Source organism: Vibrio sp. 947 (assembly GCF_033339115.1).
Lineage (GTDB): Bacteria > Pseudomonadota > Gammaproteobacteria > Enterobacterales > Vibrionaceae > Vibrio > Vibrio alginolyticus.
Genome location: NZ_JAWOTX010000015.1, coordinates 83,734 through 109,327 on the forward strand (window position 1 = coordinate 83,734; position 25,594 = coordinate 109,327).

16 protein-coding genes are annotated in these 25,594 nt (G+C 45.9%); 12 read left to right on the forward strand and 4 right to left on the reverse strand.

The window, feature by feature from the left end; all coding sequences use genetic code 11:
* Positions 1-153: 153 nt before the first annotated feature.
* The 10 genes from gltB (R7Q39_RS18305) (at position 154) to R7Q39_RS18350 (ending at position 17,256) form a co-directional block, all read left to right on the forward strand.
* Positions 154-4,704: a glutamate synthase large subunit gene (gene gltB, locus R7Q39_RS18305; protein WP_318076519.1), complete on the forward strand. Its 4,551-nt coding sequence runs from the start codon at positions 154-156 to the stop codon at positions 4,702-4,704.
* Positions 4,704-6,173, forward strand: a complete 1,470-nt coding sequence (locus R7Q39_RS18310; protein ID WP_064353628.1) for a glutamate synthase subunit beta — start codon at positions 4,704-4,706, stop codon at positions 6,171-6,173. The genes gltB (R7Q39_RS18305) and R7Q39_RS18310 overlap by 1 nt, the downstream gene beginning before the upstream one ends.
* 448 nt (positions 6,174-6,621) lie before the next feature.
* Positions 6,622-11,085: a glutamate synthase large subunit gene (gene gltB / locus R7Q39_RS18315; protein WP_033906097.1), complete on the forward strand. Its 4,464-nt coding sequence runs from the start codon at positions 6,622-6,624 to the stop codon at positions 11,083-11,085.
* A gap of 20 nt (positions 11,086-11,105) precedes the next feature.
* Positions 11,106-12,518 carry an FAD-dependent oxidoreductase gene (locus R7Q39_RS18320; protein WP_005381833.1) on the forward strand — a complete coding sequence of 471 codons (1,413 nt, stop codon included), beginning with the start codon at positions 11,106-11,108 and terminating at the stop codon, positions 12,516-12,518.
* A gap of 91 nt (positions 12,519-12,609) precedes the next feature.
* On the forward strand, positions 12,610-13,038 hold the full coding sequence (locus R7Q39_RS18325; protein ID WP_158159559.1) for a DUF1499 domain-containing protein: 429 nt from the start codon (positions 12,610-12,612) through the stop codon (positions 13,036-13,038).
* A 63-nt stretch (positions 13,039-13,101) separates the two neighbouring features.
* Entirely contained in the window at positions 13,102-13,797 is a 696-nt protein-coding gene (gene mtnN / locus R7Q39_RS18330) for a 5'-methylthioadenosine/S-adenosylhomocysteine nucleosidase (protein ID WP_005381837.1), read from the forward strand.
* An 11-nt stretch (positions 13,798-13,808) separates the two neighbouring features.
* On the forward strand, positions 13,809-14,762 hold the full coding sequence (locus R7Q39_RS18335; RefSeq protein WP_182015949.1) for a cobalamin biosynthesis family protein: 954 nt from the start codon (positions 13,809-13,811) through the stop codon (positions 14,760-14,762).
* Entirely contained in the window at positions 14,762-15,583 is an 822-nt protein-coding gene (gene btuF, locus R7Q39_RS18340; RefSeq protein WP_053350209.1) for a vitamin B12 ABC transporter substrate-binding protein BtuF, read from the forward strand. Before R7Q39_RS18335 ends, btuF begins: the two co-directional genes overlap by 1 nt.
* 69 nt (positions 15,584-15,652) lie before the next feature.
* Positions 15,653-16,273, forward strand: a complete 621-nt coding sequence (locus tag R7Q39_RS18345; protein WP_182015950.1) for a TRIC cation channel family protein — start codon at positions 15,653-15,655, stop codon at positions 16,271-16,273.
* Between the two features lie 128 nt (positions 16,274-16,401).
* A complete protein-coding gene (locus R7Q39_RS18350) occupies positions 16,402-17,256 on the forward strand; it encodes a LysR family transcriptional regulator (RefSeq protein WP_005387379.1) in 855 nt (284 codons plus the stop codon).
* Here the strand turns inward: R7Q39_RS18350 and R7Q39_RS18355 are convergent.
* Positions 17,198-17,977: a TSUP family transporter gene (locus R7Q39_RS18355; RefSeq protein ID WP_138938959.1), complete on the reverse strand. Its 780-nt coding sequence runs from the start codon at positions 17,975-17,977 to the stop codon at positions 17,198-17,200. The genes R7Q39_RS18350 and R7Q39_RS18355 overlap by 59 nt on opposite strands.
* 304 nt (positions 17,978-18,281) lie before the next feature.
* Between R7Q39_RS18355 and R7Q39_RS18360 the strand changes: the two genes are divergently transcribed.
* Together R7Q39_RS18360 and R7Q39_RS18365 are read left to right on the forward strand one after the other, a co-directional pair.
* Positions 18,282-19,151, forward strand: a complete 870-nt coding sequence (locus R7Q39_RS18360) for a hypothetical protein (RefSeq protein ID WP_017633622.1) — start codon at positions 18,282-18,284, stop codon at positions 19,149-19,151.
* Entirely contained in the window at positions 19,148-19,573 is a 426-nt protein-coding gene (locus R7Q39_RS18365; RefSeq protein ID WP_017633621.1) for a hypothetical protein, read from the forward strand. Before R7Q39_RS18360 ends, R7Q39_RS18365 begins: the two co-directional genes overlap by 4 nt.
* A 323-nt stretch (positions 19,574-19,896) precedes the next feature.
* Here R7Q39_RS18365 and carB read toward each other — a convergent pair whose 3' ends face one another.
* The 3 genes from carB to dapB all read right to left on the reverse strand — a co-directional run bounded on the left by carB (position 19,897) and on the right by dapB (position 25,577).
* Positions 19,897-23,130 carry a carbamoyl-phosphate synthase large subunit gene (carB, locus tag R7Q39_RS18370; RefSeq protein WP_005381854.1) on the reverse strand — a complete coding sequence of 1,078 codons (3,234 nt, stop codon included), beginning with the start codon at positions 23,128-23,130 and terminating at the stop codon, positions 19,897-19,899.
* A gap of 16 nt (positions 23,131-23,146) precedes the next feature.
* Positions 23,147-24,286 carry a glutamine-hydrolyzing carbamoyl-phosphate synthase small subunit gene (gene carA, locus R7Q39_RS18375; protein WP_017821483.1) on the reverse strand — a complete coding sequence of 380 codons (1,140 nt, stop codon included), beginning with the start codon at positions 24,284-24,286 and terminating at the stop codon, positions 23,147-23,149.
* 481 nt (positions 24,287-24,767) lie between these two features.
* Positions 24,768-25,577: a 4-hydroxy-tetrahydrodipicolinate reductase gene (dapB, locus tag R7Q39_RS18380; protein ID WP_053304339.1), complete on the reverse strand. Its 810-nt coding sequence runs from the start codon at positions 25,575-25,577 to the stop codon at positions 24,768-24,770.
* Positions 25,578-25,594 lie beyond the last annotated feature (17 nt).

Genomic DNA, 25,594 nt, shown 5'->3' on the forward strand with positions numbered 1-25,594 from the left:
AAAACTTTTCCTGCGAGATACGGAAAGGAATCAAGACCGGTCAACCTAGATCGGTGGCGATAATAAATATAAAGGACAAGACGTAATCAATAGTCTAGGTAGTATTTGCTGCCCGGTACTTTTGCGTCGACATTGAACTGGAAGGATGTATCTATGGTAGATAGAGAGCAAAATCCACAGGGTCTGTACACTCCGGAACTGGAGCATGACGCTTGTGGTATCGGTTTTGTTGCTCACCTTAAAAACCGTAAATCTCATGAAGTAGTGACTCAAGCATTGGATATGCTGGCTCGCATGGAACACCGTGGTGGTCAAGGTTGTGACCCATGCAGCGGTGATGGTGCGGGTATCTTGCTACAAAAACCTCATGAATTCCTATTAGAAGAAGCCGTTAAGCTAGGCATTAAACTGCCTTCGTTTGAAAAGTATGGTGTTGGTGTCGTTCTTTTCCCGAAAGACGAATACAAACGCGAGCAATGCCGTGACATTCTAGAACGTAACGCACAACGTCTAGATCTTGAAGTTATCGGCTACCGCGTATTGCCAACCGATAACTCAATGATTGGTGCAGACCCACTAAGCACAGAGCCTCAGTTTGAGCATGTGTTTATCTCTGGTGGCCCTGGCATCACACCTGAAGAACTAGAACGCAAACTGTACGTGCTTCGTAACTACACTGTACGTGTTTGCCTAGAAAGCGTTTCGAACATTGGTGACGACTTCTACATTAACTCTATGTCTTACAAGACATTGGTGTACAAAGGTCAGTTAACGACCGAGCAAGTACCGCAGTACTTCCTTGATCTGCAAAACCCGACCATGGTGACTGCACTGGCACTGGTACACTCTCGTTTCTCTACCAATACCTTCCCGAAATGGCGTCTTGCACAGCCTTTCCGTTACATTGCCCACAACGGTGAAATCAATACAGTTCGCGGTAACTTGAACTGGATGAAAGCCCGTGAAGCAATCCTAGAATCAGACCTGTTCACTCAGGCTGAAATCGACATGCTTCTTCCAATCTGTCAGGAAGGCAGCTCGGATTCATCTAACTTTGACATGGCACTTGAGCTCCTAGTTCTGTCTGGTCGCAGCCTGCCACACGCATTGATGATGATGATTCCTGAAGCATGGCAAGAAAACAAAAACATGGATCCTAAACGTCGCGCGTTCTACCAATACCACGCGAACATCATGGAACCATGGGATGGCCCGGCTTCAGTATGTTTTACTGATGGTGTTCAAGTTGGTGCGACACTAGACCGTAACGGTTTGCGCCCTTCTCGCTACACCGTGACCAAAGACAACTTCCTAGTGATGGCATCTGAATCTGGTGTTGTGGATATAGAACCAGAGAACGTAGAGTTCCGCGGTCGTCTACAACCAGGTCGTATCTTCGTTGCAGATCTAGAGCAAGGTCGCATCATCTCCGATGAAGAAGTGAAAGACACCATCGCAACGGCACAGCCTTACGAGAAATGGGTAGAAGAAAACCTACTGAGCTTGAAGAAGCTGCCAGATGCGAGCAACCAGTTCAGCCAACCTTCTCCAGAACGTTTGCTACACCGCCAACAAGCTTTCGGTGTGAGCACTGAAGAAGTGAACGAAATCATCGTTCCAATGGCGAATGATGCGAAAGAGCCATTATCAGCAATGGGTGCCGACTGGCCTCTTGCGGTTCTATCTCATCAATCTCAGCATCTTTCAAACTACTTCAAGCAGCTGTTTGCACAGGTAACTAACCCACCGATCGACCCGATCCGTGAGCGTATGGTTATGTCGCTGAACACTTACTTGGGTAAAGACCAAAACCTTCTGACTGAAACACCACTTCACTGTCAGAAAGTAGAATTGGAATCACCTGTTCTAGCCAACTCAGAGCTTGAAAAGCTGCGTGCGATCGATAACGAGCACCTACAAGCGAAGACGCTGGATATCGTGTTCCAAGCCAATGAAGATCAAGGCAAGCTTGAGCGTGCACTAAAACGTATCTGCCAATACGCAGAAGACGCGGTTATCGATGGTTACTCAATCATCCTACTCACTGACCGTGCAGTGAATTCAAACCACGCGGCGATCCCAGCAATGCTGGCAGTTGGTGCGGTACACCACCACTTGATCCGTAAAGGTCTACGTGCGAAGTGTGACATCGTGGTTGAAACTGGTGACGCGCGTGAAACGCACCACTTTGCAACGCTACTTGGTTACGGTGCGAATGCGGTTAACCCTTACCTAGTGATTGAAACCATCATTGAACTTCAACGTACGAAGAAGTTGGATCCAGAAGCGAACCCTCGTGATCTGTTCAACAACTACCGTAAAGCGATTAATGGCGGTCTTCTGAAGATCTTCTCGAAGATGGGTATCTCTACGCTACAGTCATACCACGGCGCGCAAATCTTCGAAGCGTTGGGTATCCACAAATCAGTGGTAGACAAATACTTCACAGGTACAGTTTCTCGTATCCAAGGTCTCACCCTTGATGATATCGCCAAAGAAGTACTTATTCGTCACCGCATCGGTTACCCACAACGCGAAATCCCAATTCAAATGCTGGATGTTGGTGGTGTTTACCAATGGAAACAGCGTGGTGAGAAGCACCTATTCAACCCAGAAACCATTTCTCTACTGCAAGAGTCTACGCGCAACAAGAACTACGATCAGTTCAAGCAATACGCGACTGCAGTAGATAAGCAAGGTGACAACGCGGTAACTCTGCGTAGCCAACTTGAGTTCATTAAAAACCCAGCAGGCTCTATCTCTATCGATGAAGTCGAGCCAATTGAAAGCATCGTGAAACGCTTCGCGACAGGTGCAATGTCATTCGGTTCTATTTCTTACGAAGCACACTCCACACTGGCAGTTGCGATGAACCGTCTTGGCGCGAAATCGAACTCTGGTGAAGGTGGTGAAGACCCAATGCGTTTCGAGCGCAAAGAGAACGGCGATTGGGAACGCTCTGCAATCAAGCAGGTGGCTTCAGGTCGTTTCGGCGTAACCTCTTACTACCTAACTAACGCTGAAGAGCTGCAAATCAAAATGGCTCAAGGTGCGAAGCCAGGTGAAGGTGGTCAGCTACCAGGCGATAAAGTAGATGACTGGATCGGTGCAACGCGTCACTCGACTCCGGGCGTTGGCCTTATCTCGCCACCACCACACCACGATATCTACTCAATCGAAGATTTGGCTCAGCTTATCTACGACTTGAAGAACGCGAACCGCGCAGGCCGTGTAAACGTGAAGCTAGTATCAGAAGCAGGCGTAGGTACGATCGCTTCTGGTGTAGCGAAAGCGAAAGCGGACGTTGTACTAATCGCAGGTTTCGACGGCGGTACAGGTGCATCACCAATGTCTTCAATCCGCCATACCGGTCTTCCTTGGGAACTTGGCTTGGCAGAAACGCACCAAACGCTACTGAAGAACGGTCTACGTAACCGTATCGTGGTTCAAGCAGATGGTCAGATGAAGACACCTCGCGACCTTGCAGTGGCAACACTACTTGGTGCAGAAGAATGGGGCGTAGCAACCGCAGCATTAGTGGTTGAAGGTTGTATCATGATGCGTAAGTGTCATAAGAACACTTGTCCTGTTGGTATCGCGACTCAGAACAAGACGCTTCGCGAGCGCTTTGATGGCCGCGTAGAAGACGTCGTTACCTTCTTCCAATACATGGCACAAGGTCTACGTGAAATCATGGCTGAGCTTGGCTTCCGCACTATCGATGAAATGGTCGGTCAAGGTCAGAAACTGAAGATCCGCCAAGACATTTCTCACTGGAAATACAAGAACCTAGATCTGTCTCCTGTTCTCCACGTTGAGCAACCACGTGAAGCTGATGGTGTATTCAACCAAGCTCAGCAGAACCACAACCTAGAAGAAGTGCTAGACCGCAAGCTGATTCAAGCGGCGATTCCTGCACTCGAGAAAGGCGAAGCGGTGAATGCCGAGTTCCCTATCGTTAACACGGACCGCTCTGCAGGTACCATGTTGTCGAACGAAATCTCGAAAGTGTACAAAGATGCCGGTCTACCTCAGCCAATGAACGTGAAGTTCAAAGGTTCTGCGGGTCAGTCATTCGGTGCATTCCTCGCTAAGGGCGTGAAGTTTGAAGTGGAAGGCGACGCGAACGACTACTGGGGTAAAGGCTTATCTGGCGGTACCTTAGTACTTTACCCAGATGCGAAATCAAGCATTGTCGCGGAAGACAACATCGTGGTTGGTAACGTGTGTTTCTACGGTGCAACTTCGGGTGAGTCTTTCATTCGCGGTATGGCTGGTGAACGTTTCTGTGTTCGTAACTCAGGCGCGAAAGTAGTAGTAGAAGGCGTCGGTGACCACGGTTGTGAATACATGACGGGCGGTGCAGCCATCATCCTTGGTTCAACAGGTCGTAACTTTGCCGCAGGTATGAGTGGCGGCGTGGCTTACGTATGGGATAAATCAGGTGACTTTGAGTCAAAACTGAACCCAGAGCTAGTAGACCTAGATCCAATCGAGCAAGAAGACAGAGATCTATTACTCGACATGCTAACTAAGCATGTTCAATTCACAGGAAGTGAAGTCGCTCAGTCTTTCCTAGACAACTTTGAAGCAAGCCTAGCCTCTATGGTTAAGGTAATGCCGCGTGACTACAAAGCGGTTCTTCAAAAACGTAAAGCTGAAGCACAGTCTCAAGGAAACGAAACTCAAGTGGAGGCCGTATAATGGGTAAGCCTACTGGATTTTTAGAGCATGGTCGTGAACTACCACAGAAGATCGACCCAGCTGAACGCATCAAGAACAACAAAGAGTTCGTTCTGAACGAGGAGTTTGGTGACAAGATCAATACTCAGGCTTCTCGTTGTATGGATTGCGGTGTGCCGTTTTGTCATAACGGCTGCCCTATCGGTAACATCATCCCAGAGTTTAACGATGCGGTTTATCGTGATAGCTGGGAAGAAGCTTGGAACATTCTAAGCTCAACCAATAACTTCCCAGAGTTCACTGGTCGTGTTTGCCCTGCTCCGTGTGAAAGTGCTTGTGTACTTGGCATCAACCAAGATCCAATCACTATCTGTAATATCGAGAAAACCATCGTAGAAACGGCGTATCGTGAAGGGTACGCCAAACCAAAAACACCACGCTCTCGCACTGGCAAAACCGTTGCGATCATTGGTTCAGGTCCTGCTGGCCTTGCGGCAGCAGAGCAGCTAAACAGCGCTGGTCATACTGTGACGGTATTCGAGCGAGACGAGAAAGTGGGCGGTCTGCTACGTTTTGGTATCCCAGACTTTAAACTGAGCATGGAAGTCATTGATCGCAAGATCAATCTAATGGCAGAAGCTGGCATTGAGTTTAAAGTAAACCAACACGTCGGTGTTGATGTAAATGCTCAACAATTGCGTCAAGAGTTCGATGTGGTTCTACTAACCGGTGGCTCAACGGTTCCACGTGATTTGCCCGTTCCGGGTCGTGAACTAAAAGGCGTTCACTTCGCGATGGAATTCCTAGGTCAAAACAACCGTCGCGCCAATAACATGGACCTGAAAACGGAAGAAATTCACGCTGCGGGTAAACATGTTGTGGTTATCGGTGGTGGTGATACGGGTTCAGACTGTGTGGGAACATCAAACCGTCACGGCGCAGCAAGTGTAACTCAAGTGGAAATCATGCCGATTCCACCAGAAAAGCGTCCTGCCAATATGCCTTGGCCACAGTACCCGATGATCCTACGTACTTCGACCTCTCATGAAGAAGGTGTCGATCGTCACTGGAACATCCTAACTAAAGAGTTCATCGGTAACGACAAAGGTGAAGTTACTGGTCTTCGTTTGGCTGATATCGTTTGGGAAGAGGCGAAACCTGGCGAGCGTCCAGGCTTTAAAGAAGTTGAAGGCAGCGAGCGGGTGATTCCATGTGATATGGCATTCCTAGCGATGGGCTTCCTTCATCCTGAACCAACGGGCGTACTTGCTCAACTGGATATCGCGCTAGATGATCGTGGTAACGTAGCAACTCAAGGTTTTGCTACAAACCAAGAAGGTGTATTTGCTGCTGGTGATATGCGAACAGGCCAATCTTTGGTGGTTCGTTGTATCAATGAAGGCCGCGAATGTGCCCGTGCTATCGATGATTACCTAATGGGTGGCACAAACCTAGAAGCAAAAGCAGATTCACTGATGCTTTCTGCTTAACGAAGCAGTCATGCTTCGCTCTTTCAATTGCCTAATAGCCATCAGCAATATCGATGGCTATCGGTGAAGAAAGAAAACAATTCCTTCCAATCTTTCTATTTTGACCAGCATTTTATGCTGGTCTTTTTTATCTCCCACAGAATCAAATGTTACTTTTTTGTAACAATCAATTTTCTATCTATTTGAAATTATTAAACTATTTTAGCTTATTAAATGGTAAATCGTATATTCACGTGATGATCCACTAATAACTTGACCTTTTTTACAATAAGCTATAGCTTGTGAAGTTGATGAAAATAAAACACTCAAAAAATGTTAAATATTTCACAACTTTTACTGAATAATTATACATAAAGCTATAAAGATGACGCATAGTTAGTCATCGATATCAACGTAAGCAGTGTTGATATATCTGTCGGGATGACGGATAAGCAAAGGGAGAATTGCAATGGCTCTTTATGATCCAAGTCTTGAGAAAGACAACTGTGGATTTGGCTTGATCGCGCATATGGAAGGCGAACAAAGCCACAAGCTGGTACGTACAGCAATTTCTGCACTTGACCGCATGACTCACCGTGGTGGTATCGCCGCCGATGGTAAAACTGGTGATGGTTGTGGTCTTCTATTACAAAAGCCCGATTCCTATTTACGTCTTATTGCCGAAGAAAATGGTTTCAACCTTGGCAAGCAATACGCCGTAGGGATGATTTTCTTCAACCAAGATCCAGTCAAAGCTCAACTCGCTAAAGACATCGTCAACAAAGAACTGGCGCAAGAGACGCTAACTGTGGCTGGTTGGCGTGAAGTACCAACTAATTCAGAAGTACTCGGTCCAATTGCGGCCAACTCGCTTCCAAATATTCAGCAAGTCTTTATCTCTGCACCGGCAGGTTGGCGCGAGCGTGACATTGAACGTCGTCTCTACATCGCACGCCGTCGCATCGAGAAACAAATCACCGAAGATCCGGATTTCTACATCTGTAGCTTGTCGACTCAAGTTTTGGTGTACAAAGGCCTATGCATGCCTGCGGACTTACCGCGCTTTTATCTTGATCTTGCCGATCTACGTATGGAATCTGCTATCTGTCTGTTCCACCAGCGTTTCTCTACCAACACTCAACCGCGTTGGCCATTAGCTCAACCGTTCCGCTACCTTGCTCATAATGGTGAGATCAATACCATTGAAGGTAACCGACAATGGGCACGCGCTCGTGCTTATAAGTTCTCGTCACCACTGCTGCCTGACCTACAAACTGCAGCACCGTTTGTGAACGAGACAGGATCAGACTCGTCTAGCTTAGATAATATGCTAGATCTCTTTTTAGCTGGCGGCATGGATATCTTCCGTGCCATGCGTATGCTTGTGCCGCCAGCATGGCAAAACCACCCTGACATGGATCCGGATTTGCGTGCGTTTTACGATTTCAACTCCAAACACATGGAACCATGGGATGGTCCAGCAGGTATCGTACTGTCCGATGGTCGTTATGCTGCTTGTAACCTAGACCGAAACGGTCTGCGTCCAGCTCGTTATGTAATTACCAAAGACAAGTTGATCACTCTGGCATCTGAGGTAGGGATTTGGAATTACGCCCCAGATGAAGTTGCCAAAAAAGGTCGTGTAGGTCCGGGGGAATTGCTCGTCATCGACACTCGTAAAGGTAAGCTTTGGCAGTCTAGCGAGATCGATAATGACCTGAAATCTCGTCACCCTTATCGCGAATGGATGGAGAACAACGTTCGCAAACTAACACCGTTCTCTCAGCTGCCTGAAGATCAAGTAGGTGAGCGTAGCTTTGATGAAGACTTGCTTAAGACTTATCAAAAGCAGTTTGCCATGAGCAATGAAGAAGTCGATCAAGTATTGCGTGTCCTCGGTGATATGGGGCAAGAAGCCGTCGGTTCGATGGGTGATGACACCCCGATGGCGGTTCTTTCTTCGAAAGAGCGCTTGGTGACTGATTACTTCCGTCAGAAGTTCGCGCAGGTCACCAACCCACCAATCGATCCGCTGCGTGAGAAACACGTCATGTCGCTAGCGACCAGCATCGGCCAGGAGATGAATGTCTTCTGTGAAACCGATGGCCACGCGCATCGTGTAACCTTTGATTCTCCAGTACTGCTCTATTCAGACATGCAGCAACTACTAGAGCTGAGTGACGATCATTACCGTAATACCATTCTCGATATCAACTACGACCCACAACAAAAAGATCTTAAACAAGCCATTAATGATCTGTGTGAGCAAGCAGAGCAAGTCGTTCGTGAAGGCACGGTTTTAGTGGTGCTTTCGGACAGAGCCTTGGTCAAAGGTAAGTTGCCAATTCCGGCAGCAATGGCAGTCGGCGCCGTTCAAACTCGTCTGATTGACGCGAACTTGCGTTGCGATGCCAACATTGTTGTCGAAACCGCAACAGCCCGTGATCCACACCAATTTGCTGTCTTGCTTGGCTTTGGTGCTACTGCGGTTTACCCATACCTTGCTTATGAAGCGTTAGGTAAACTGATTGATGATAAAGCACTAGAGAAAGACTACCGCGATGTGATGCAAAACTACCAATACGGCATCAACAAAGGCCTGTATAAGATCATGTCGAAAATGGGGATCTCAACCATCGCCTCTTACCGCTGCTCACAACTGTTTGAAGCAGTTGGCTTGAGCCAAGATGTGGTCGATCTGTGTTTTAAAGGCGTCACAACTCGAATTGAAGGCGCGAATTTTGACGACTTCCAGCAAGATCTTACAAACTTATCTCGTAAAGCATGGGCGAAACGCAAATCGATTGATCATGGCGGCTTGTTAAAGTACGTCCATGGAGGTGAATATCATGCTTACAACCCGGATGTCGTCGGCACGCTGCAACAGGCCGTTAAATCTGGCGAAAGTAACGACTATCAGAGCTTTGCTAAGCAGGTAAACCAACGCCCTGTTGCCATGCTGCGTGACTTAATGTCGCTGAAAAAATCAGACTCACCGCTGCCACTTGAGCAAATAGAACCACGCACTGAACTGTTCAAACGCTTTGACTCAGCGGCAATGTCCATTGGCGCACTTAGCCCAGAAGCGCATGAAGCACTTGCAACGGCGATGAACCGTCTTGGTGGTTACTCTAACTCGGGTGAAGGCGGTGAAGATCCTCGCCGTTTCGGTACTGAGCGTAACTCACGTATCAAACAGATTGCTTCTGGCCGATTTGGTGTAACGCCGCATTACCTGACTAATGCGGATGTACTGCAAATCAAGGTGGCACAAGGTGCGAAACCGGGTGAAGGTGGACAGCTACCAGGACACAAAGTCACCGCAGAAATCGCAAAACTGCGTTATTCGGTACAAGGCGTGACTCTGATCTCCCCTCCTCCGCATCACGATATCTATTCGATTGAAGATTTGGCCCAGCTGATCTTCGACCTTAAACAAGTCAACCCGAATGCGCTGGTTTCGGTAAAACTCGTCTCCGAGCCAGGTGTCGGCACCATCGCAACGGGTGTAGCCAAGGCTTACGCTGATCTTATTACCATTTCGGGTTACGACGGTGGTACCGCAGCAAGCCCATTAACTTCGGTAAAATACGCTGGTAGCCCTTGGGAGTTGGGGTTGGCAGAGACACAACAAGCACTGGTTGCTAATGGTCTGCGTCATAAGATCCGCTTACAGGTAGACGGTGGTCTAAAGACTGGTTTAGACGTAGTTAAAGCCGCAATTTTAGGTGCAGAAAGCTTCGGTTTTGGTACTGCGCCAATGGTCGCTATGGGTTGTAAGTTCCTACGAATTTGTCACCTCAACAACTGTGCAACTGGGGTTGCGACTCAAGACGAGACACTGCGTAAAGAATACTTCAAAGGTCTACCAGAAATGGTGATGAATTACTTCATCGGCCTGGCAGACGAAGTGCGCGGATTACTCGCCGAACTTGGCGTTGAAAAGCTGACGGACTTGATTGGTCGTACCGATTTACTTGAGGCAGTAGAGGGATTTACAGCGAAACAGACCAAGCTGGATCTATCCAATATTCTAGAAGCTCCAGTATCACCTGAGGGCCATCCGCTATTTTGGACAGAGCCAAACAAACCGTTTGATAAAGCTGAGCTCAACCAAAAGATCGTTGATGATGCCATGCATGCGGTCGAAAACAGTCAATCGGCAAGTTTCTTCTACAATGTCATCAACACTGATCGTTCTGTTGGTGCACGCTTATCTGGCGAAATAGCAAAACGCTATGGCAACCAAGGGTTGGCGGCTTCCCCTATCAAAATCTATCTTGACGGCACCGCAGGCCAGTCCTTTGGTGTTTGGAACGCAGGTGGTGTAGAGCTTTACCTCACGGGCGATGCGAACGACTACGTGGGCAAAGGCATGGCGGGTGGTAAAGTGGTTATCAAACCTCACCTTGGCACTGCATTTAAGTGTAATGAAGCAACCATCATTGGTAACACCTGTCTGTACGGCGCGACCGGCGGTAAACTATTTGCAGCCGGTAAAGCAGGTGAGCGTTTCGGCGTACGAAACTCAGGTACGATAGCCGTCATTGAAGGTGCTGGCGATAACGCTTGTGAGTACATGACTGGCGGTATTGTTGCCATTCTTGGTGCGACAGGTGTGAACTTTGGCGCGGGTATGACTGGAGGCTTTGCCTATGTTCTGGATGAGAACCAAAGCTTTGAAGGTCGAGTTAATACTGAGTCTGTCGAAGCCATCTCATTGTCCGATCTTTACATCCACCAAGAACATTTGCGTGGCCTAATTGCGGAACACCTTGAAGAAACAGGGTCGAGTCATGCTGAAAATATTTTGGCGAACTTTGATGAATGGATTCCAAAGTTCTATTTGGTGAAACCACAAGCGGCAGATCTTCGCACGCTACTTGGTCACCAGAGCCGCAGTGCCGCAGAGCTGCGTGTTCAAGCACAGTAATCATGGAGGATGTTTGAATCATGAGCCAGAACGTTTATCAATTTATCGATGTGCAGCGTGTAGATCCTGCGAAAAAGCCTATCAAAGTTCGTAAGATCGAGTTCGTTGAAATCTATGAACCGTTCACTAAACAACAGGCGACTGCACAAGCGGATCGCTGCTTAGATTGTGGCAACCCATATTGTGAATGGAAATGCCCAGTCCACAACTACATCCCTCAATGGTTAAAACTTGCCAATGAAGGTCGTATTCTTGAAGCGGTTGAACTATCGCATCAAACCAACAGCCTACCGGAAGTATGTGGGCGCGTTTGTCCTCAAGACCGCCTATGTGAAGGTTCATGCACGCTTAATGATGACTTTGGTGCCGTCACCATCGGTAACATAGAAAAGTACATTACCGACAAAGCGTTTGAAATGGGCTGGAAGCCAGATATGTCCAAGGTGGAGTGGACCGATAAAAAGGTCGCAATCATTGGAGCAGGCCCAGCTGGCTTGGCTGCCGCAGATATCCTAGTGCGCAATGGCGTTAAGCCCGTCGTGTTTGACCGCTACCCTGAAATTGGAGGCCTTCTGACCTTCGGCATTCCTTCATTCAAGCTTGAAAAAGGCGTGATGGAAAACCGCCGCCGTGTGTTCACTGAAATGGGCGTCGAGTTCCGCATGAACATGGAAGTAGGCAAAGATGTCCAAATGCAAGAGCTACTTGATGAATACGATGCTGTTTTCTTGGGCGTTGGCACCTATAAATACATGCGTGCAGGTCTAGATAATGAAGATGCGCCGGGTGTGTATGACGCGCTGCCATTTTTAGTTTCGAACACCTACAAAGTCATGGATCTTGAGAGTAACCAACCCTTTATCGATATGGCAGGAAAGAAAGTCGTCGTACTGGGTGGTGGTGATACAGCAATGGACTGCGTTCGTACCTCAATTCGCCAAGGTGCCTCCAACGTAGTTTGTGCTTATCGTCGTGATGAGGCCAACATGCCGGGCTCTCGTCGCGAGGTAAAAAACGCAAAGGAAGAAGGCGTGAAGTTCATGTTCAACCTTCAACCTTTGGGAGTGGAAGTGGATGCGTCAGGCAAAGTCTCAGGGGTTAAAGTGGTTAAAACCGCCCTCGGTGAGCCTGATGAAGCAGGTCGTCGCCGTCCAGAGCCAGTAGAAGGCAGCGAGCATGTTCTACCTGCAGATGTCGTGATCATGGCGTTTGGTTTCCAGCCACACAAAATGGACTGGTTAGCTCCGTTTGATGTCGATTTGGATCAATGGGGTCGTATCAAAGCCCCTGCTAAGCAAGAGTTCCAATTCCAGACCAGCAACGAAAAGATCTTCGCGGGTGGCGATGCGGTACGAGGTTCTGATCTTGTTGTAACCGCAATTGATGAAGGACGAAAAGCGGCAGAAGGCATTCTCGATTACCTCGAAGTTTAATCACTGTTAACGTCTCAAAAAGGGTCCTGTTATTGGATCCTTTTTCTTTTGTATCCATATAATTAGAAACAAAATTATAAGAGTAAATACAATGAAAAAAGCCGCTCTCCTTTCCATTACTTTGCTCGGCTTAACCGCTTGTAGCCAAGGAGTCACAACCATGACGGATCGTTCTCAATCACCTTGTGGTGACAAACCAAACTGCGTCTCCACCCAAGACACGCGAGAAAAATACAACCTAACGCCATTTATCTTAGTTGATTCAGCGAACATCGACGCTATTGAGCAAGTTGCGCTTGAACTGCCAGGCGCGAAAACCGCGGTGAAAGAAAGCAACTACCTTCGTATCGAGTGCACATCTAAAATCATGCGCTTCGTGGATGACCTCGAACTAAAAATAGCAGGAGACCAACTGATTGTGCGCTCGGAATCTCGTGTGGGCTACTCTGACTTTGGCGTAAACAGAAAGCGCGCCGATCAATTACGACAAAAGCTCACTCAAGCTAAGCTCATCAAATAGAAAACTGCCAACGGGGAGTGCTATACTCTCGGCCAACTAAAATATTTACCTAAAGAGAGTGTTATGAAAGTTGGTATCATCGGTGCGATGGAACAAGAAGTGACCATCCTGAAGCAAGCAATTACAAACTGCAAAACTGTAAATAAAGCAGGTTGTACGTTTTTCTCTGGTCAAATTAACGATGTCGAAGTCGTCGTACTACAATCGGGCATCGGTAAAGTTGCAGCGGCAGTGGGCACGACAATCCTTCTTGATGAATACCAACCAGACGTTGTGATTAACACAGGCTCTGCTGGCGGTTTCGATTCAAGCTTAAACCTTGGCGATGTAGTTATCTCTACAGAAGTTCGTCATCACGATGCAGACGTAACCGCTTTTGGTTATGAAATTGGCCAAATGGCCGGTCAACCAGCTGCATTCAAAGCGGATGACAAGCTAATGGACTTAGCAGAAAAAGCCCTAGCACAAATGGAAAACACTCATGCGGTTCGCGGCCTAATTTGTACTGGCGATGCGTTTGTTTGTACTGCTGAGCGTCAAGAGTTTATTCGTAAACACTTTCCGTCTGTTATCGCTGTAGAAATGGAAGCATCTGCTATCGCTCAAACTTGTCACCAATTCAACACACCGTTTGTTGTTGTGCGTGCAATCTCTGATGTCGCTGATAAAGAATCACCAATGAGCTTTGATGAGTTTCTACCTCTAGCAGCAAAAAGCTCTTCCGAAATGGTATTCAAAATGCTGGAACTCATTAAGTAAACGACTCATTCATGGAAGAAGTTTTTCAGTCATTTTATGCCAACGGTGCGCTCCTTATAATGTGGGGCGCACTGCTCTTGCACCTTCTAGTGCCAATCCCCCATTCAGCGCACCCCATCACTTTATGGCGAAAGCTAGCAGAACAGCTAGCCAACAAAGTGAACAATAATCACAATTACTCACAGAGTGTAATCTCAGGCAGTCTTGCACTAGGCTTGATGCTGTTTCCTTGTTTGATATTACTGATTGCAGTAAAGCCATTTGTTTGGCAAATCCCTTTATATGAACTGGTTCTATTGATCCTTGCGCTAGACTGGCGCAACAGCGAAACGTTAACGAAACAGCTCGTAACTAGTATGTCTTCGGAAGACAAAGCTCTGTGTCGAGCATTACTGAGACCATACCTTAATCGCGATACTGGTAGCCTCTCGATCGTTGGCATAGGTAAAGCTGGCTCAGAAACCCTGATTATGGGATACAGCCGCAACGTGATCGGTGTGCTATTTTGGTACGCACTAACAGGTGGCATTGGTGCGTTAATGTATCGACTCACAACAGAATTAGCGCGAGTGTGGTCCCCTAGCCGACGCCAATATTTGCCGTTTGGTAAACCTGTGATTCAACTGGTTGCTACTCTGGATATTATTCCACTTCGTCTCTTTGCCATACTTTTAGCTGCCGGAAAGAATACAAGTAATGTGCTCTCTGGAATACAACAGCAAGCGAAATCTTGGTCCTTACCAGGACCTGGCTGGGTGTTATGTACTATCGGACACAAACTACAACTGTCTTTATGCGGCCCTGCTATCTATCAAGGTGTGCGTGCAGAGCGCGCAAAAATCGGTGGGCGCATTGCGCCATCGGCGATTCACCTTTCACAAATACATACGCTGCTCGTTTGGCGCGTCCTGGCTTGGATCGCAATCCAAAGTTTGCTTTTAGGAATAATTTATCAAGGATTATGATGAATAAATTATGCTTCGCATTAACGCTGTTTGTTTCGACAGCGACCTTCGCTCAACCCGCTCAACGCATTATAAGTTTAGCTCCACATGCCACCGAAATTGCCTTTGCAGCAGGGCTAGGAGACCAGCTTGTTGCTGTCAGCGAAATGAGCGATTATCCAGAACAGGCAAAGCAGCTAGAAAGAGTCTCAAATTATCAAGGAATTAAATTAGAGCGCATTATTGCTCTTCAACCGGACTTAGTGATTGCTTGGCCAGCCGGAAACCCCGCTAAAGAGTTGGAGAAAATTAAACAGTTCGGTATTCCTATCTATTACTCCACTACAGGTTCATTAGAAGATATCGCCAATAATATCGAGCAACTCAGCCAATACAGCGAAACTCCACAAGTAGGAAAAAAGGCCGCTGAAGATTTTAGAACGCAGCTGAGTACACTAAAAGAACAGTACAACACGAACGAGAAAGTTAGTTACTTTTATCAGTTGAGTGAAAAGCCTATCATCACTGTCGCTGGAAAGAACTGGCCAAGTGAAGTCTTTACTTTTTGCGGTGGTGAGAACATTTTCGCCGCATCTAGCGCGCCTTATCCTCAAGTTAGCATCGAGCAAGTCATTACTCGCCAGCCAGAGGTTATTTTTACTTCTCGTCACGCAATGAGTAACGATGGTATGTGGGCTGAGTGGAGTAATGAGCTTCTTGCCCTTAAAAACAAACACATCTGGTCCCTAAACTCTGATTGGATTAACCGTCCGACACCACGCACATTGAACGCGATCAAAGAAGTGTGTGAGCACTTTAAAAGCGTTCGTCAAAAACGCTAACGATTTCGTGGCAAATACCGTACAATTTCCGCCCATTTTTTCTCACACTATTTAAAGGTACTAAGTAACATGGACTCCATGCTGCTTTATATGATCGATTTGTTCGGTACCGCTGTTTTCGCTATCTCTGGCGTATTACTGGCGGGCCGTTTAAAAATGGATCCATTCGGCGTTATCGTGCTCGGCAGTGTGACTGCTATAGGTGGCGGAACAATCCGAGACATGGCGCTTGGTGCCACTCCCGTATTTTGGATAACAGATACGACTTACTTATGGGTGATATTTGTTACGTGTCTACTAACCATGCTTGTTATTCGAAGACCCAAGCGACTCTCATGGTGGGTATTACCCGTTTGTGATGCCATCGGTCTCGCTGTGTTTGTGGGAATAGGAGTAGAAAAGGCACTCGCCTACAATGCATCTGGGATGGTCGCGGTGATAATGGGGGTTATTACTGGCTGTGGCGGTGGCATTATACGAGACGTGCTGGCTCGCGAAGTTCCTATGGTATTAAGAAGTGAAGTCTATGCTACGGCATGTATTATTGGCGGCATCTTCCATACGATGGCGGTAAACATGGGTTATGACCACTCAACGGCTTTACTCGCTGGTGTAACCTCAACGCTCATTATACGTCTCGGTGCGATTCGTTGGCATCTATCCCTGCCAACTTTCGCCATTAACCGTTAAACACCAACAACATCACTCATCATGGAGTCGACCAAGTGTCGGCTCCTCTCATTTATGCTCATTTGATTCGCCAATTCTTGGGCAATTCGCTAAATTATCTCAACCATTCCTAACTTTCATTAATCATTATGTTGCTTGAAGGTATTGAAACGTTACTTGTCCTCAGTAAAGAAAAAACCATGAGCCGCACGGGCAGTCAACTCTATATTAGTCAATCTGCCGTGAGTAAACGTATTTCAAATCTAGAGAAGAAGTTAGGAAAAAAATTAATAGAGCCAAATGGTCGGCACATAAAGCTGACCTCCGATGGCCTTGCGCTCATCAACACGATCGAGCCAACGTTCAATGAGTTAAGAGGTCAGATCTATGATCAACAACAAATAGAAGATACTTCTTTGATCAAGATAGACTGCTCTGAAACCTTAGTCGCTGGATACCTCAGCATGATCATGGCAGAACACTTTGCCCATGATCAGTACATACGAATATCGACCAATCATACGCCACGCATTATTGAGAATGTGAAATCAGGCAAAGCTACATTGGGATTTTGCGCTGGCTATCTACCACCTCATCATGGATTAATGAGCCTTCACCTCGCCGATGAACCTTTCTCAATTGTCAGTCGACATTCACTTTCACAACTACCTAAAGCTATTTTGACCAATGACCTAACTAACCCTGCCAACACATATCAACAAGCTATTTTATCCAAACACGGAATCGAACCTTTGATGGAAATGGATTCGTATACTGCGGCAGCACAACTGGCTTTGGGAGGTATGGCTCCCGCTTTAATCCCTAAATCTATCCTAACGACACTTAATATCACACCTAAGTTCTGCTATGACTTTGAAGAGCTAGATCAGTTAGTTCGGCCAATACATATCTGCTTACGTCACAGCACATATCGTAGCGAGCGAGTTAAAGCACTGACAGAATCCATTGCTGATGTTGTTGCCAAAGAAGTTTCGTTGCCATAAGCATCGACATCACTATAACTAGAGGACGAATCCATTTTTGCCCTTTACTTACCACGACCTTCGCCCCTAACTGAGCACCAAGAAAACCGCCAACAGCCATAGTTAAGCCAAGCTTCCACACGGGCAACCCAGCTAAGATAAAAAAGAGTAGTGCCGCTATGTTTGACGTGAAATTGAGGATTTTGGTTCTAGCTGTGGCTTCGACCAAAGAAAAGTGACCTAGTGCAACAAAACAAACAGTAAAAATAGATCCAGTCCCAGGGCCAAAAAAGCCATCATAGAAGCCGATCCCGCCACCAATGCATAGCGCAAACATCGCTTCAGATAACTTTGGTTCTCCATCGATTTTTCGCGTACTTGGCGCGAGTAAAAAATAGAGGGAAATGGCTATCAAAAGAACAGGGATCAAACTGGTGAGTACGCTAGCATCAATAAACTGCACAGCCTCGGCACCGATTGCAGCACCTATAAAAGTGCAGAGTATCGCAAAACGCATTTCCTTTAAGCTGACAATACCGTTACGCACGAAATACCAGCTAGCAGAGAAACTGCCAAACGAACTTTGTAACTTATTGGTTGCTAGAGCTTGAGTCGGACTCAACCCCGCAGCCAAAAGCGCAGGGAGCGTAATGAGCCCTCCCCCACCAGCCATCGCATCAATAAAGCCTGCGGCAGTCGCAACCAAAAATAAGACCAACAAAATTTCAACCGTGATTTCCACTACACTTCCTTTTTGAAGAGGTATCAAAGAGGAAGAAACGGTAGCACTTATTCACAAAACTACCAATGGAAAGTCAAGACACCAATCTATTCCTAATTTTCATAGAATTAATGCTTAAACTTGACTCCAAACTTTTATATAAAATTTAGTTGTCAGAAAGAATTGAATCACTGTCACAAATCTATTCCTGATAATGAGATCAAACGCTTACCTTTAAATATAAAACTAGACGAATATGAAAGATCTGTTCAGCATGTAGAGTTTACATTGTCAGCGCTCAAGGCCCGATATCTGAGGAAAATACATGACTAGCAACTACCCTTTATCACGACATCAATCCTCAAAAAATAGTGGTAGTATAAGCACCTACCCACTTTATAAATCAAATCATCAACATCGAAATCAAGAAACCATTATCTTATCTATCGAGAGCTTCGATATCGTTGTCAAGAACAATGTAAAAGATAAAGCGAAATTAGAACGTTGGGAAAAGATAAAGGGAATGTTTGAAAATACAGCAAACTATTATGCTACAGGACAGGACTTAGTTTTTATAACCAACTTATCAAACTATTTGTACGGAAATAATAGCTCTGTTATCGTTAAAAATTATTCTGGAGCTCCACATATCATACTCACAGGCTCCCCTGCTATGCACTCAAAGCTTTCTGGATTAGGAAAATTTCTTCCCACTCCAACTGTGGCAAAGTTCGCTGTTGGACCAGAAGGGGCATTACAATCCATTAGAAGTGGGGGCATAATAACAATTATCTTAATATCCACATACAGAGTGATTGACTTTTTCCTCAATGACCGTCAAACCTTAGCCAAACTATTTGGTACTTTAGCTAGTGATATAATCACTATCGGGTTATCGTCAGCTGCAGCAGCTATATTTGTAAACTTTGCCGCAGCAGTGGGTGGCAGTGTTGTAACTTTAAGTGCTGGCCCATTATTAGGGGCTATTTTGATAAGCTCGGCTGTAGGTCTTTTATTGAATAGAGAAAATGATAAACGAGGTTTAACACAGAAGTTAATAGCCTCTATAGATATTTACTTAAAGCAAAGAGATATAGAAGCAAAGAGAAGAGCAAAAGAAGAATATAATGAGATTCAACGTAAAACTCAAAGTATGATTTTCTCGCAAGAAATACAGCGAGGTTTGTTACGATGAAAAAAGGGAGTTACGACCGAACGCAAGTGTTTTTTTATTTAATAATTTTATTAGCATCAGCAATATCACTGTTAATATATGGTTTTGATGGATTGTCAGACTTTTATCTTAACATCTATAATAATGAAAGTTATTCATCTTTTGATCAGGCTGATATTTTGATTATAGGCTCTAGTTTGATCTTATTTGAATGCTCTAGAATGTCCGTAAAAACATTAAAATCAAATAATTTCCTAACTAAAAGTGAGTTTAAAAGCTCTAGTAAGATATTCCTAACTATATCGGTAACTAGTTTTTTTCTTCTTTATCCCTCGCTACTAGCAGCAGATGTTTTTGCAAAAAGTAACGGATACTCTCTTGATACTGAAGAATCAACTTATAACTTAGTCTTAGAAAAAAGAACCTATCGAAGCACTCCATAGTTAGTATGTTTTTAAGCTCGACACTGCTTATTTTAACTTTTTCTAATTACCTATCTGCTTAAAGAGTTATGGTCGGCTTAATACCTCAGTCCTACAGCATTAATTTTGTTGCAGCAAGTGGTAGTACTATTTCTTCATCTTTGGGTACATCGCTTGCCATCATTAGCTTGATGATCTTCAAAAGCGAAGCATACCAATCGTTCCTAGCACACTTTAATGCTCTTCATTTTAGAAAAACCTCGATATAAAAAAGCCCGCTCAAATGAGCGGGCAATGAGGTTGTCATGTAAGCCCTGATTAATGAGCTTACTGATTTTTATCTGTTACGCGTCTAGACTCGCTTTCACTTTAGCGTGTAACTCTTGAACCGAAGTTACTGACGCTTTTGCGTCTGCAGTATGAGACATACATGTAGCGAACGCTGCATTCAGTGTCGTTGTGTAGTTCACTTTTTCTGCCAGTGCACCACGTCGTAGAACTTTCGAATCTTCAATCGCTTGACGACCAGCAGCCGTGTTTACGATGTAGGTGTATTCGTTGTTCTTGATGCGGTCAAGAATGTGTGGACGACCTTCGTGTACTTTGTTTACCAAACGTGGGTTAATACCCGCTTCGCCCAGAATTACAGCAGTACCGTGTGTCGCATCCAACTGGTAACCCAGTTTCACTAACTTAGAAGCTAGGTCAACAACACGCTCTTTATCACCTTCACGTACAGACAGTAGCGCACGACCACCTTCAGGATAAACCGCACCACAACCTAGCTCTGCTTTAGCGTAAGCTTCTGCGAACGTTGCACCCACACCCATTACTTCACCTGTTGAGCGCATTTCAGGGCCCAATAGAGGGTCAACACCAGGGAATTTGTTGAACGGCAGAACCACTTCTTTCACTGAGTAGTAAGGAGGGATAATCTCTTTAGTAAAGCCTTGTGACTCTAGAGATTGACCCGCCATTACACGTGCAGCGATTTTCGCTAGAGGAGCGCCTGTCGCTTTCGATACGAATGGTACCGTACGAGCAGCACGAGGGTTCACTTCAATTAGATAAACGTCGTTATCTTTCACAGCAAACTGCGTGTTCATCAAACCGCGTACACCGAGTTCGAATGCTAACTTCTCAACTTGCTCACGCATCTTGTCTTGAATTTCCTGACTTAGCGTGTACGCAGGCAGTGAACATGCAGAGTCACCAGAGTGAACACCCGCTTGTTCGATGTGCTCCATGATACCGCCGATAACGACGCGTTCACCGTCACAGATAGCATCAATATCAACTTCGGTTGCATCATCCAAGAAACGGTCTAGCAGAACTGGAGACTCGTTCGATACGCTTACTGCTTCGTTGAAGTAGCGACGCAGGTCTTGCTCGTCGTATACGATTTCCATCGCACGACCACCGAGTACATAAGATGGACGAACAACTAATGGGAAGCCAATTTCTTTCGATTTCTCAACCGCTTGCTCCATCGTTGTTACTGTCGCGTTTTCTGGCTGAAGTAGACCTAAACGGTCAACAGCGGCTTGGAAGCGTTCACGGTCTTCCGCACGGTCGATAGCATCTGGGCTAGTACCAATGATTGGCACACCAGCAGCTTCCAGAGCACGAGCCAGTTTAAGTGGCGTTTGACCACCGTACTGAACAATCACACCTTTTGGTTTTTCAACGCGAGCGATAGACAGTACATCTTCCAGAGTTACTGGCTCGAAGTACAGACGATCAGACGTATCGTAGTCAGTAGATACCGTTTCTGGGTTACAGTTAACCATAATGGTTTCGTAACCGTCTTCACGCAGCGCAAGTGATGCATGAACACAACAGTAATCGAATTCGATACCTTGGCCGATACGGTTTGGACCGCCACCAAGAACCATGATCTTATCTTTGTCTGTTGGGTTTGCTTCACATTCTTCATCGTAAGATGAGTACATGTAAGCCGTGTCAGAAGAAAACTCTGCTGCACATGTATCCACACGTTTGTAAACCGGATGAATATCAAACTGCTCACGAGCACGGCGAATTTCACTTTCAGCGACACCAAGCAATTTAGACAAGCGAGCATCAGAGAAGCCTTTGCGTTTCATCTGACGAAGCACTTCTTTGGTCAAACCTGCGTAGCCGCCCGCCTTGACTTGTTCTTCGAGTTTTACAATTTCTTCGATTTGAACCAGGAACCAGCGGTCGATTTGAGTCAAGTTGAACACACCGTCGACTGACATACCCGCTCGGAATGCATCGGCGATGTACCAGATACGCTCTGCACCTGCTTCTTTAAGTTCGTGACGAATCTTAGTCAGTGCATCTGGCGCTTCCAGATCGACCATCTCATCAAAACCAGTTGCGCCAACTTCTAGGCCACGCAGTGCTTTGTGAAGAGATTCTTGTTGGTTACGACCAATCGCCATTACCTCACCAACCGATTTCATCTGAGTTGTCAGACGATCGTTTGCACCAGCAAATTTCTCGAAGTTAAAGCGAGGGATCTTAGTTACGACGTAGTCGATAGTTGGTTCAAATGACGCAGGTGTTGCACCACCTGTGATGTCGTTTTGTAGTTCGTCTAGCGTAAAGCCAACAGCCAGTTTCGCGGCAATTTTCGCGATTGGGAAGCCTGTTGCTTTTGATGCTAGCGCAGAAGAGCGAGATACACGCGGGTTCATCTCGATGATGACCATACGACCATCTTTCGGGTTGATACCAAACTGTACGTTTGAACCACCTGTTTCAACACCAATCTCACGTAGAACGGCTAGCGATGCATTACGCATAAGCTGGTATTCTTTGTCAGTCAGTGTTTGTGCTGGAGCAACCGTGATTGAGTCACCTGTATGGATGCCCATTGGGTCAAAGTTCTCGATTGAACATACGATGATACAGTTGTCCGCTTTGTCACGAACGACTTCCATTTCGTACTCTTTCCAACCGATGAGTGACTCATCGATAAGAAGTTCGTTGGTCGGAGATAAGTCCAGACCGCGACGACAGATTTCTTCGAACTCTTCTTTGTTGTACGCGATACCACCACCAGTGCCACCCATGGTGAACGATGGACGAATGATACAAGGGAAGCCAACCATATCTAAAACTTTGTAAGCTTCTTCCATGCTCTTCGCTGTATCTGCGCGAGGACACTCAAGGCCGATAGACTTCATCGCTTTATCAAAACGAGAACGGTCTTCCGCTTTGTCGATTGCATCAGCCGTTGCACCAATCATCTCTACGCCAAACTCTGCGAGAACGCCGTGCTTCTCTAAATCTAACGCACAGTTAAGTGCTGTCTGACCACCCATGGTTGGCAGTACCGCGTCTGGGCGTTCTTTCTCGATGATCTTGCGAACAACTTCCCACTGGATTGGCTCGATGTATGTCGCATCTGCCATTTCAGGGTCAGTCATGATGGTCGCAGGGTTAGAGTTAACTAGGATAACTCGGTAGCCTTCTTCACGAAGAGCTTTACACGCTTGTGCGCCAGAGTAGTCAAACTCACATGCCTGACCGATAACAATCGGACCAGCACCAAGAATTAGAATACTTTGAATGTCAGTACGTTTTGGCATTATCTACTACTCCGAATTAAGCGCTGTGTTTTTTGATTAGTTCGATAAAGTGGTCAAATAGCGGTGCCGCGTCATGTGGACCTGGGCTCGCTTCTGGGTGACCTTGGAAGCTAAATGCTGGCTTGTCTGTGCGGTGGATACCTTGCAAAGAGCCATCAAATAGCGATACGTGAGTAGCACGTAAGTTTTCCGGTAACGTTGCTTCATCTGCCGCAAAGCCGTGGTTTTGCGAAGTGATCATCACAACGTTACGCTCTAAATCTTTTACTGGGTGGTTTGCACCGTGGTGACCAAACTTCATTTTCACCGTTTGCGCACCTGATGCTAGCGCCAGAATTTGGTGACCTAGACAAATACCAAAAATTGGCAAGCCTTTTTCTAGGAACACTTTGGTTGCTTCAATCGCGTAAGTACATGGTTCTGGGTCACCAGGGCCGTTCGATAAGAATACGCCATCTGGATTTAGTGCCAGAACTTCTTCCGCTGACGTTTCTGCAGGTACAACCGTTAAGCGGCAGCCGCGGTCAACCAACATTCGTAAGATGTTGCGTTTTGCGCCGAAGTCGTAAGCGACAACGTGGTATGGCAGCTCGCTGTCATCTTTCGCCTCTGGAAGTCCACCTTCAAGCGTCCACGAACCTTGCTTCCATTGATACGCTTCTTTTGTTGTAACTTCTTTCGCAAGGTCCATTCCTTTTAAGCCTGGGAATTCTTTTGCTTTCGCTAGTGCCAAAGCTTCGTCTAGGTTGTTGCCCGCAACAATACAGCCGTTTTGAGCACCTTTTTCACGCAGGATACGAGTGAGCTTACGAGTATCGATATCAGCGATGCCAACGATATTTTGCGACTTAAGATAATCAGAGAGGGATTGTTCGTTACGGAAGTTAGAAGCGATTAGAGGAAGATCGCGAATCACAAGGCCTTGTGCATGAATGGAAGAGGATTCTTCATCTTCGGAAGTGGTTCCGGTATTGCCAATGTGAGGATAAGTGAGAGTGACGATTTGCTGAGAATAGGAAGGATCAGTGAGGATTTCTTGATACCCCGTCATCGAGGTATTAAAAACGACTTCACCAACGGAAAGACCATCTGCCCCTATGGACACTCCGCGGAACACTGTCCCATCTTCTAGGACCAACAGTGCTAATTTACCCAAGACAACCTCCAGAATAAAAATGCAAAAAAAATAAATCAAACTGCAAACATGCCTTCCTTTACCTATAAAATCTACATAAATAGGTATTTCAGACAAATTGGCGGTATTCTAAAGTTGGACTCGAAACCTGTCAACCTACAATCAAAAATAAATGATTAATTTCTAGCGAGTAAGGTCATTTTGAATCAGTAAGGCCCAAAAAGATAACTTTTACATGCTATTACATAGAGAGGCATAGAGGTTTAATGAATTTTACAAATTTGAACTTTTTAGAGATCACAAAAAAGTATGAGTTTTTCACGCAAACGTTCACCCAACAGAAAAGACATTAGTTTTTAGACATCAAAACTAAAAACACCCACAAAATAACCAAAACAACAACAAAAGTAAGCACCAAAATACTTTCTGTTAGAATCATTTCATTTACAAATAATTCTATAGATATAAAAAAGCCGGCTACCGCCGGCGAATAATTATGTATTTAGAGTTCATTCAATCCCAAAACATCTGTCATGGTATAAAAGCCCGCTGGTTTGGCACTCAACCAAACAGCGGCCTTGACGGCGCCATTAGCAAACGTCATACGATCGGTCGCTTTGTGCGTTATCTCCACTCGTTCCCCGATATCAGCAAACATGGCTGTGTGCTCACCGACAATATCGCCAGCGCGAATTGTAGCAAAGCCGATCTCATCTTTAGTACGTTCACCTGTGATACCTTCTCGCGCATAGACAGCTACATCATTCAGCTTGTTGCCCATCGCACCAGCAATGGCTTCGCCCATCCCGATAGCGGTACCAGAAGGAGCATCAACTTTATGACGATGATGTGCTTCGACAATCTCAACATCACAGTAGCCGCCCATCACTTTGGCTGCTTTCTCAAGAAGCTTAAATACTAGGTTCACACCAACAGAGTAGTTAGGAGCCATGACAACAGGCACTTGCTTAGCGGCTTCGTCAATCAGTTCACGCTCTGCATCACTGAAACCAGTCGTCCCAATCACAATACTCTTTCCATGCTTCTTACACAGTTCAAGATTCGCCAACGTACTTACTGGGGCAGTAAAATCGATGATTACATCAAAATTATCGACGTCTTTAGCAAGATCATCCGTTAAGAACACATCGAATTTGCCTTCACCACAAAGTTCACCGATATCGACACCGACAAGTGAGGACTCAGGTCGTTCTGATCCCGCGCTCACTGTCGCCTCTGGATTAAGGTGTGAAGCTTTAACCAAATTACGGCCCATTCGGCCTGCTGCTCCTGCGATTGCAATACGAACCATTGCGCTTTCTCTCCTTC

What these genes read in the sequence shown, in the direction of transcription:
- gltB (WP_318076519.1), top strand. Translation starts at nt 154, where the DNA reads ATGGTAGATAGAGAGCAAAATCCACAGGGTCTGTACACTCCGGAACTG.
- R7Q39_RS18310 (WP_064353628.1), top strand. Translation starts at nt 4,704, where the DNA reads ATGGGTAAGCCTACTGGATTTTTAGAGCATGGTCGTGAACTACCACAG.
- gltB (WP_033906097.1), top strand. Translation starts at nt 6,622, where the DNA reads ATGGCTCTTTATGATCCAAGTCTTGAGAAAGACAACTGTGGATTTGGC.
- R7Q39_RS18320 (WP_005381833.1), top strand. Translation starts at nt 11,106, where the DNA reads ATGAGCCAGAACGTTTATCAATTTATCGATGTGCAGCGTGTAGATCCT.
- R7Q39_RS18325 (WP_158159559.1), top strand. Translation starts at nt 12,610, where the DNA reads ATGAAAAAAGCCGCTCTCCTTTCCATTACTTTGCTCGGCTTAACCGCT.
- mtnN (WP_005381837.1), top strand. Translation starts at nt 13,102, where the DNA reads ATGAAAGTTGGTATCATCGGTGCGATGGAACAAGAAGTGACCATCCTG.
- R7Q39_RS18335 (WP_182015949.1), top strand. Translation starts at nt 13,809, where the DNA reads ATGGAAGAAGTTTTTCAGTCATTTTATGCCAACGGTGCGCTCCTTATA.
- btuF (WP_053350209.1), top strand. Translation starts at nt 14,762, where the DNA reads ATGAATAAATTATGCTTCGCATTAACGCTGTTTGTTTCGACAGCGACC.
- R7Q39_RS18345 (WP_182015950.1), top strand. Translation starts at nt 15,653, where the DNA reads ATGGACTCCATGCTGCTTTATATGATCGATTTGTTCGGTACCGCTGTT.
- R7Q39_RS18350 (WP_005387379.1), top strand. Translation starts at nt 16,402, where the DNA reads ATGTTGCTTGAAGGTATTGAAACGTTACTTGTCCTCAGTAAAGAAAAA.
- R7Q39_RS18360 (WP_017633622.1), top strand. Translation starts at nt 18,282, where the DNA reads ATGACTAGCAACTACCCTTTATCACGACATCAATCCTCAAAAAATAGT.
- R7Q39_RS18365 (WP_017633621.1), top strand. Translation starts at nt 19,148, where the DNA reads ATGAAAAAAGGGAGTTACGACCGAACGCAAGTGTTTTTTTATTTAATA.
- carB (WP_005381854.1), bottom strand. Translation starts at nt 23,130, where the DNA reads ATGCCAAAACGTACTGACATTCAAAGTATTCTAATTCTTGGTGCTGGT.
- dapB (WP_053304339.1), bottom strand. Translation starts at nt 25,577, where the DNA reads ATGGTTCGTATTGCAATCGCAGGAGCAGCAGGCCGAATGGGCCGTAAT.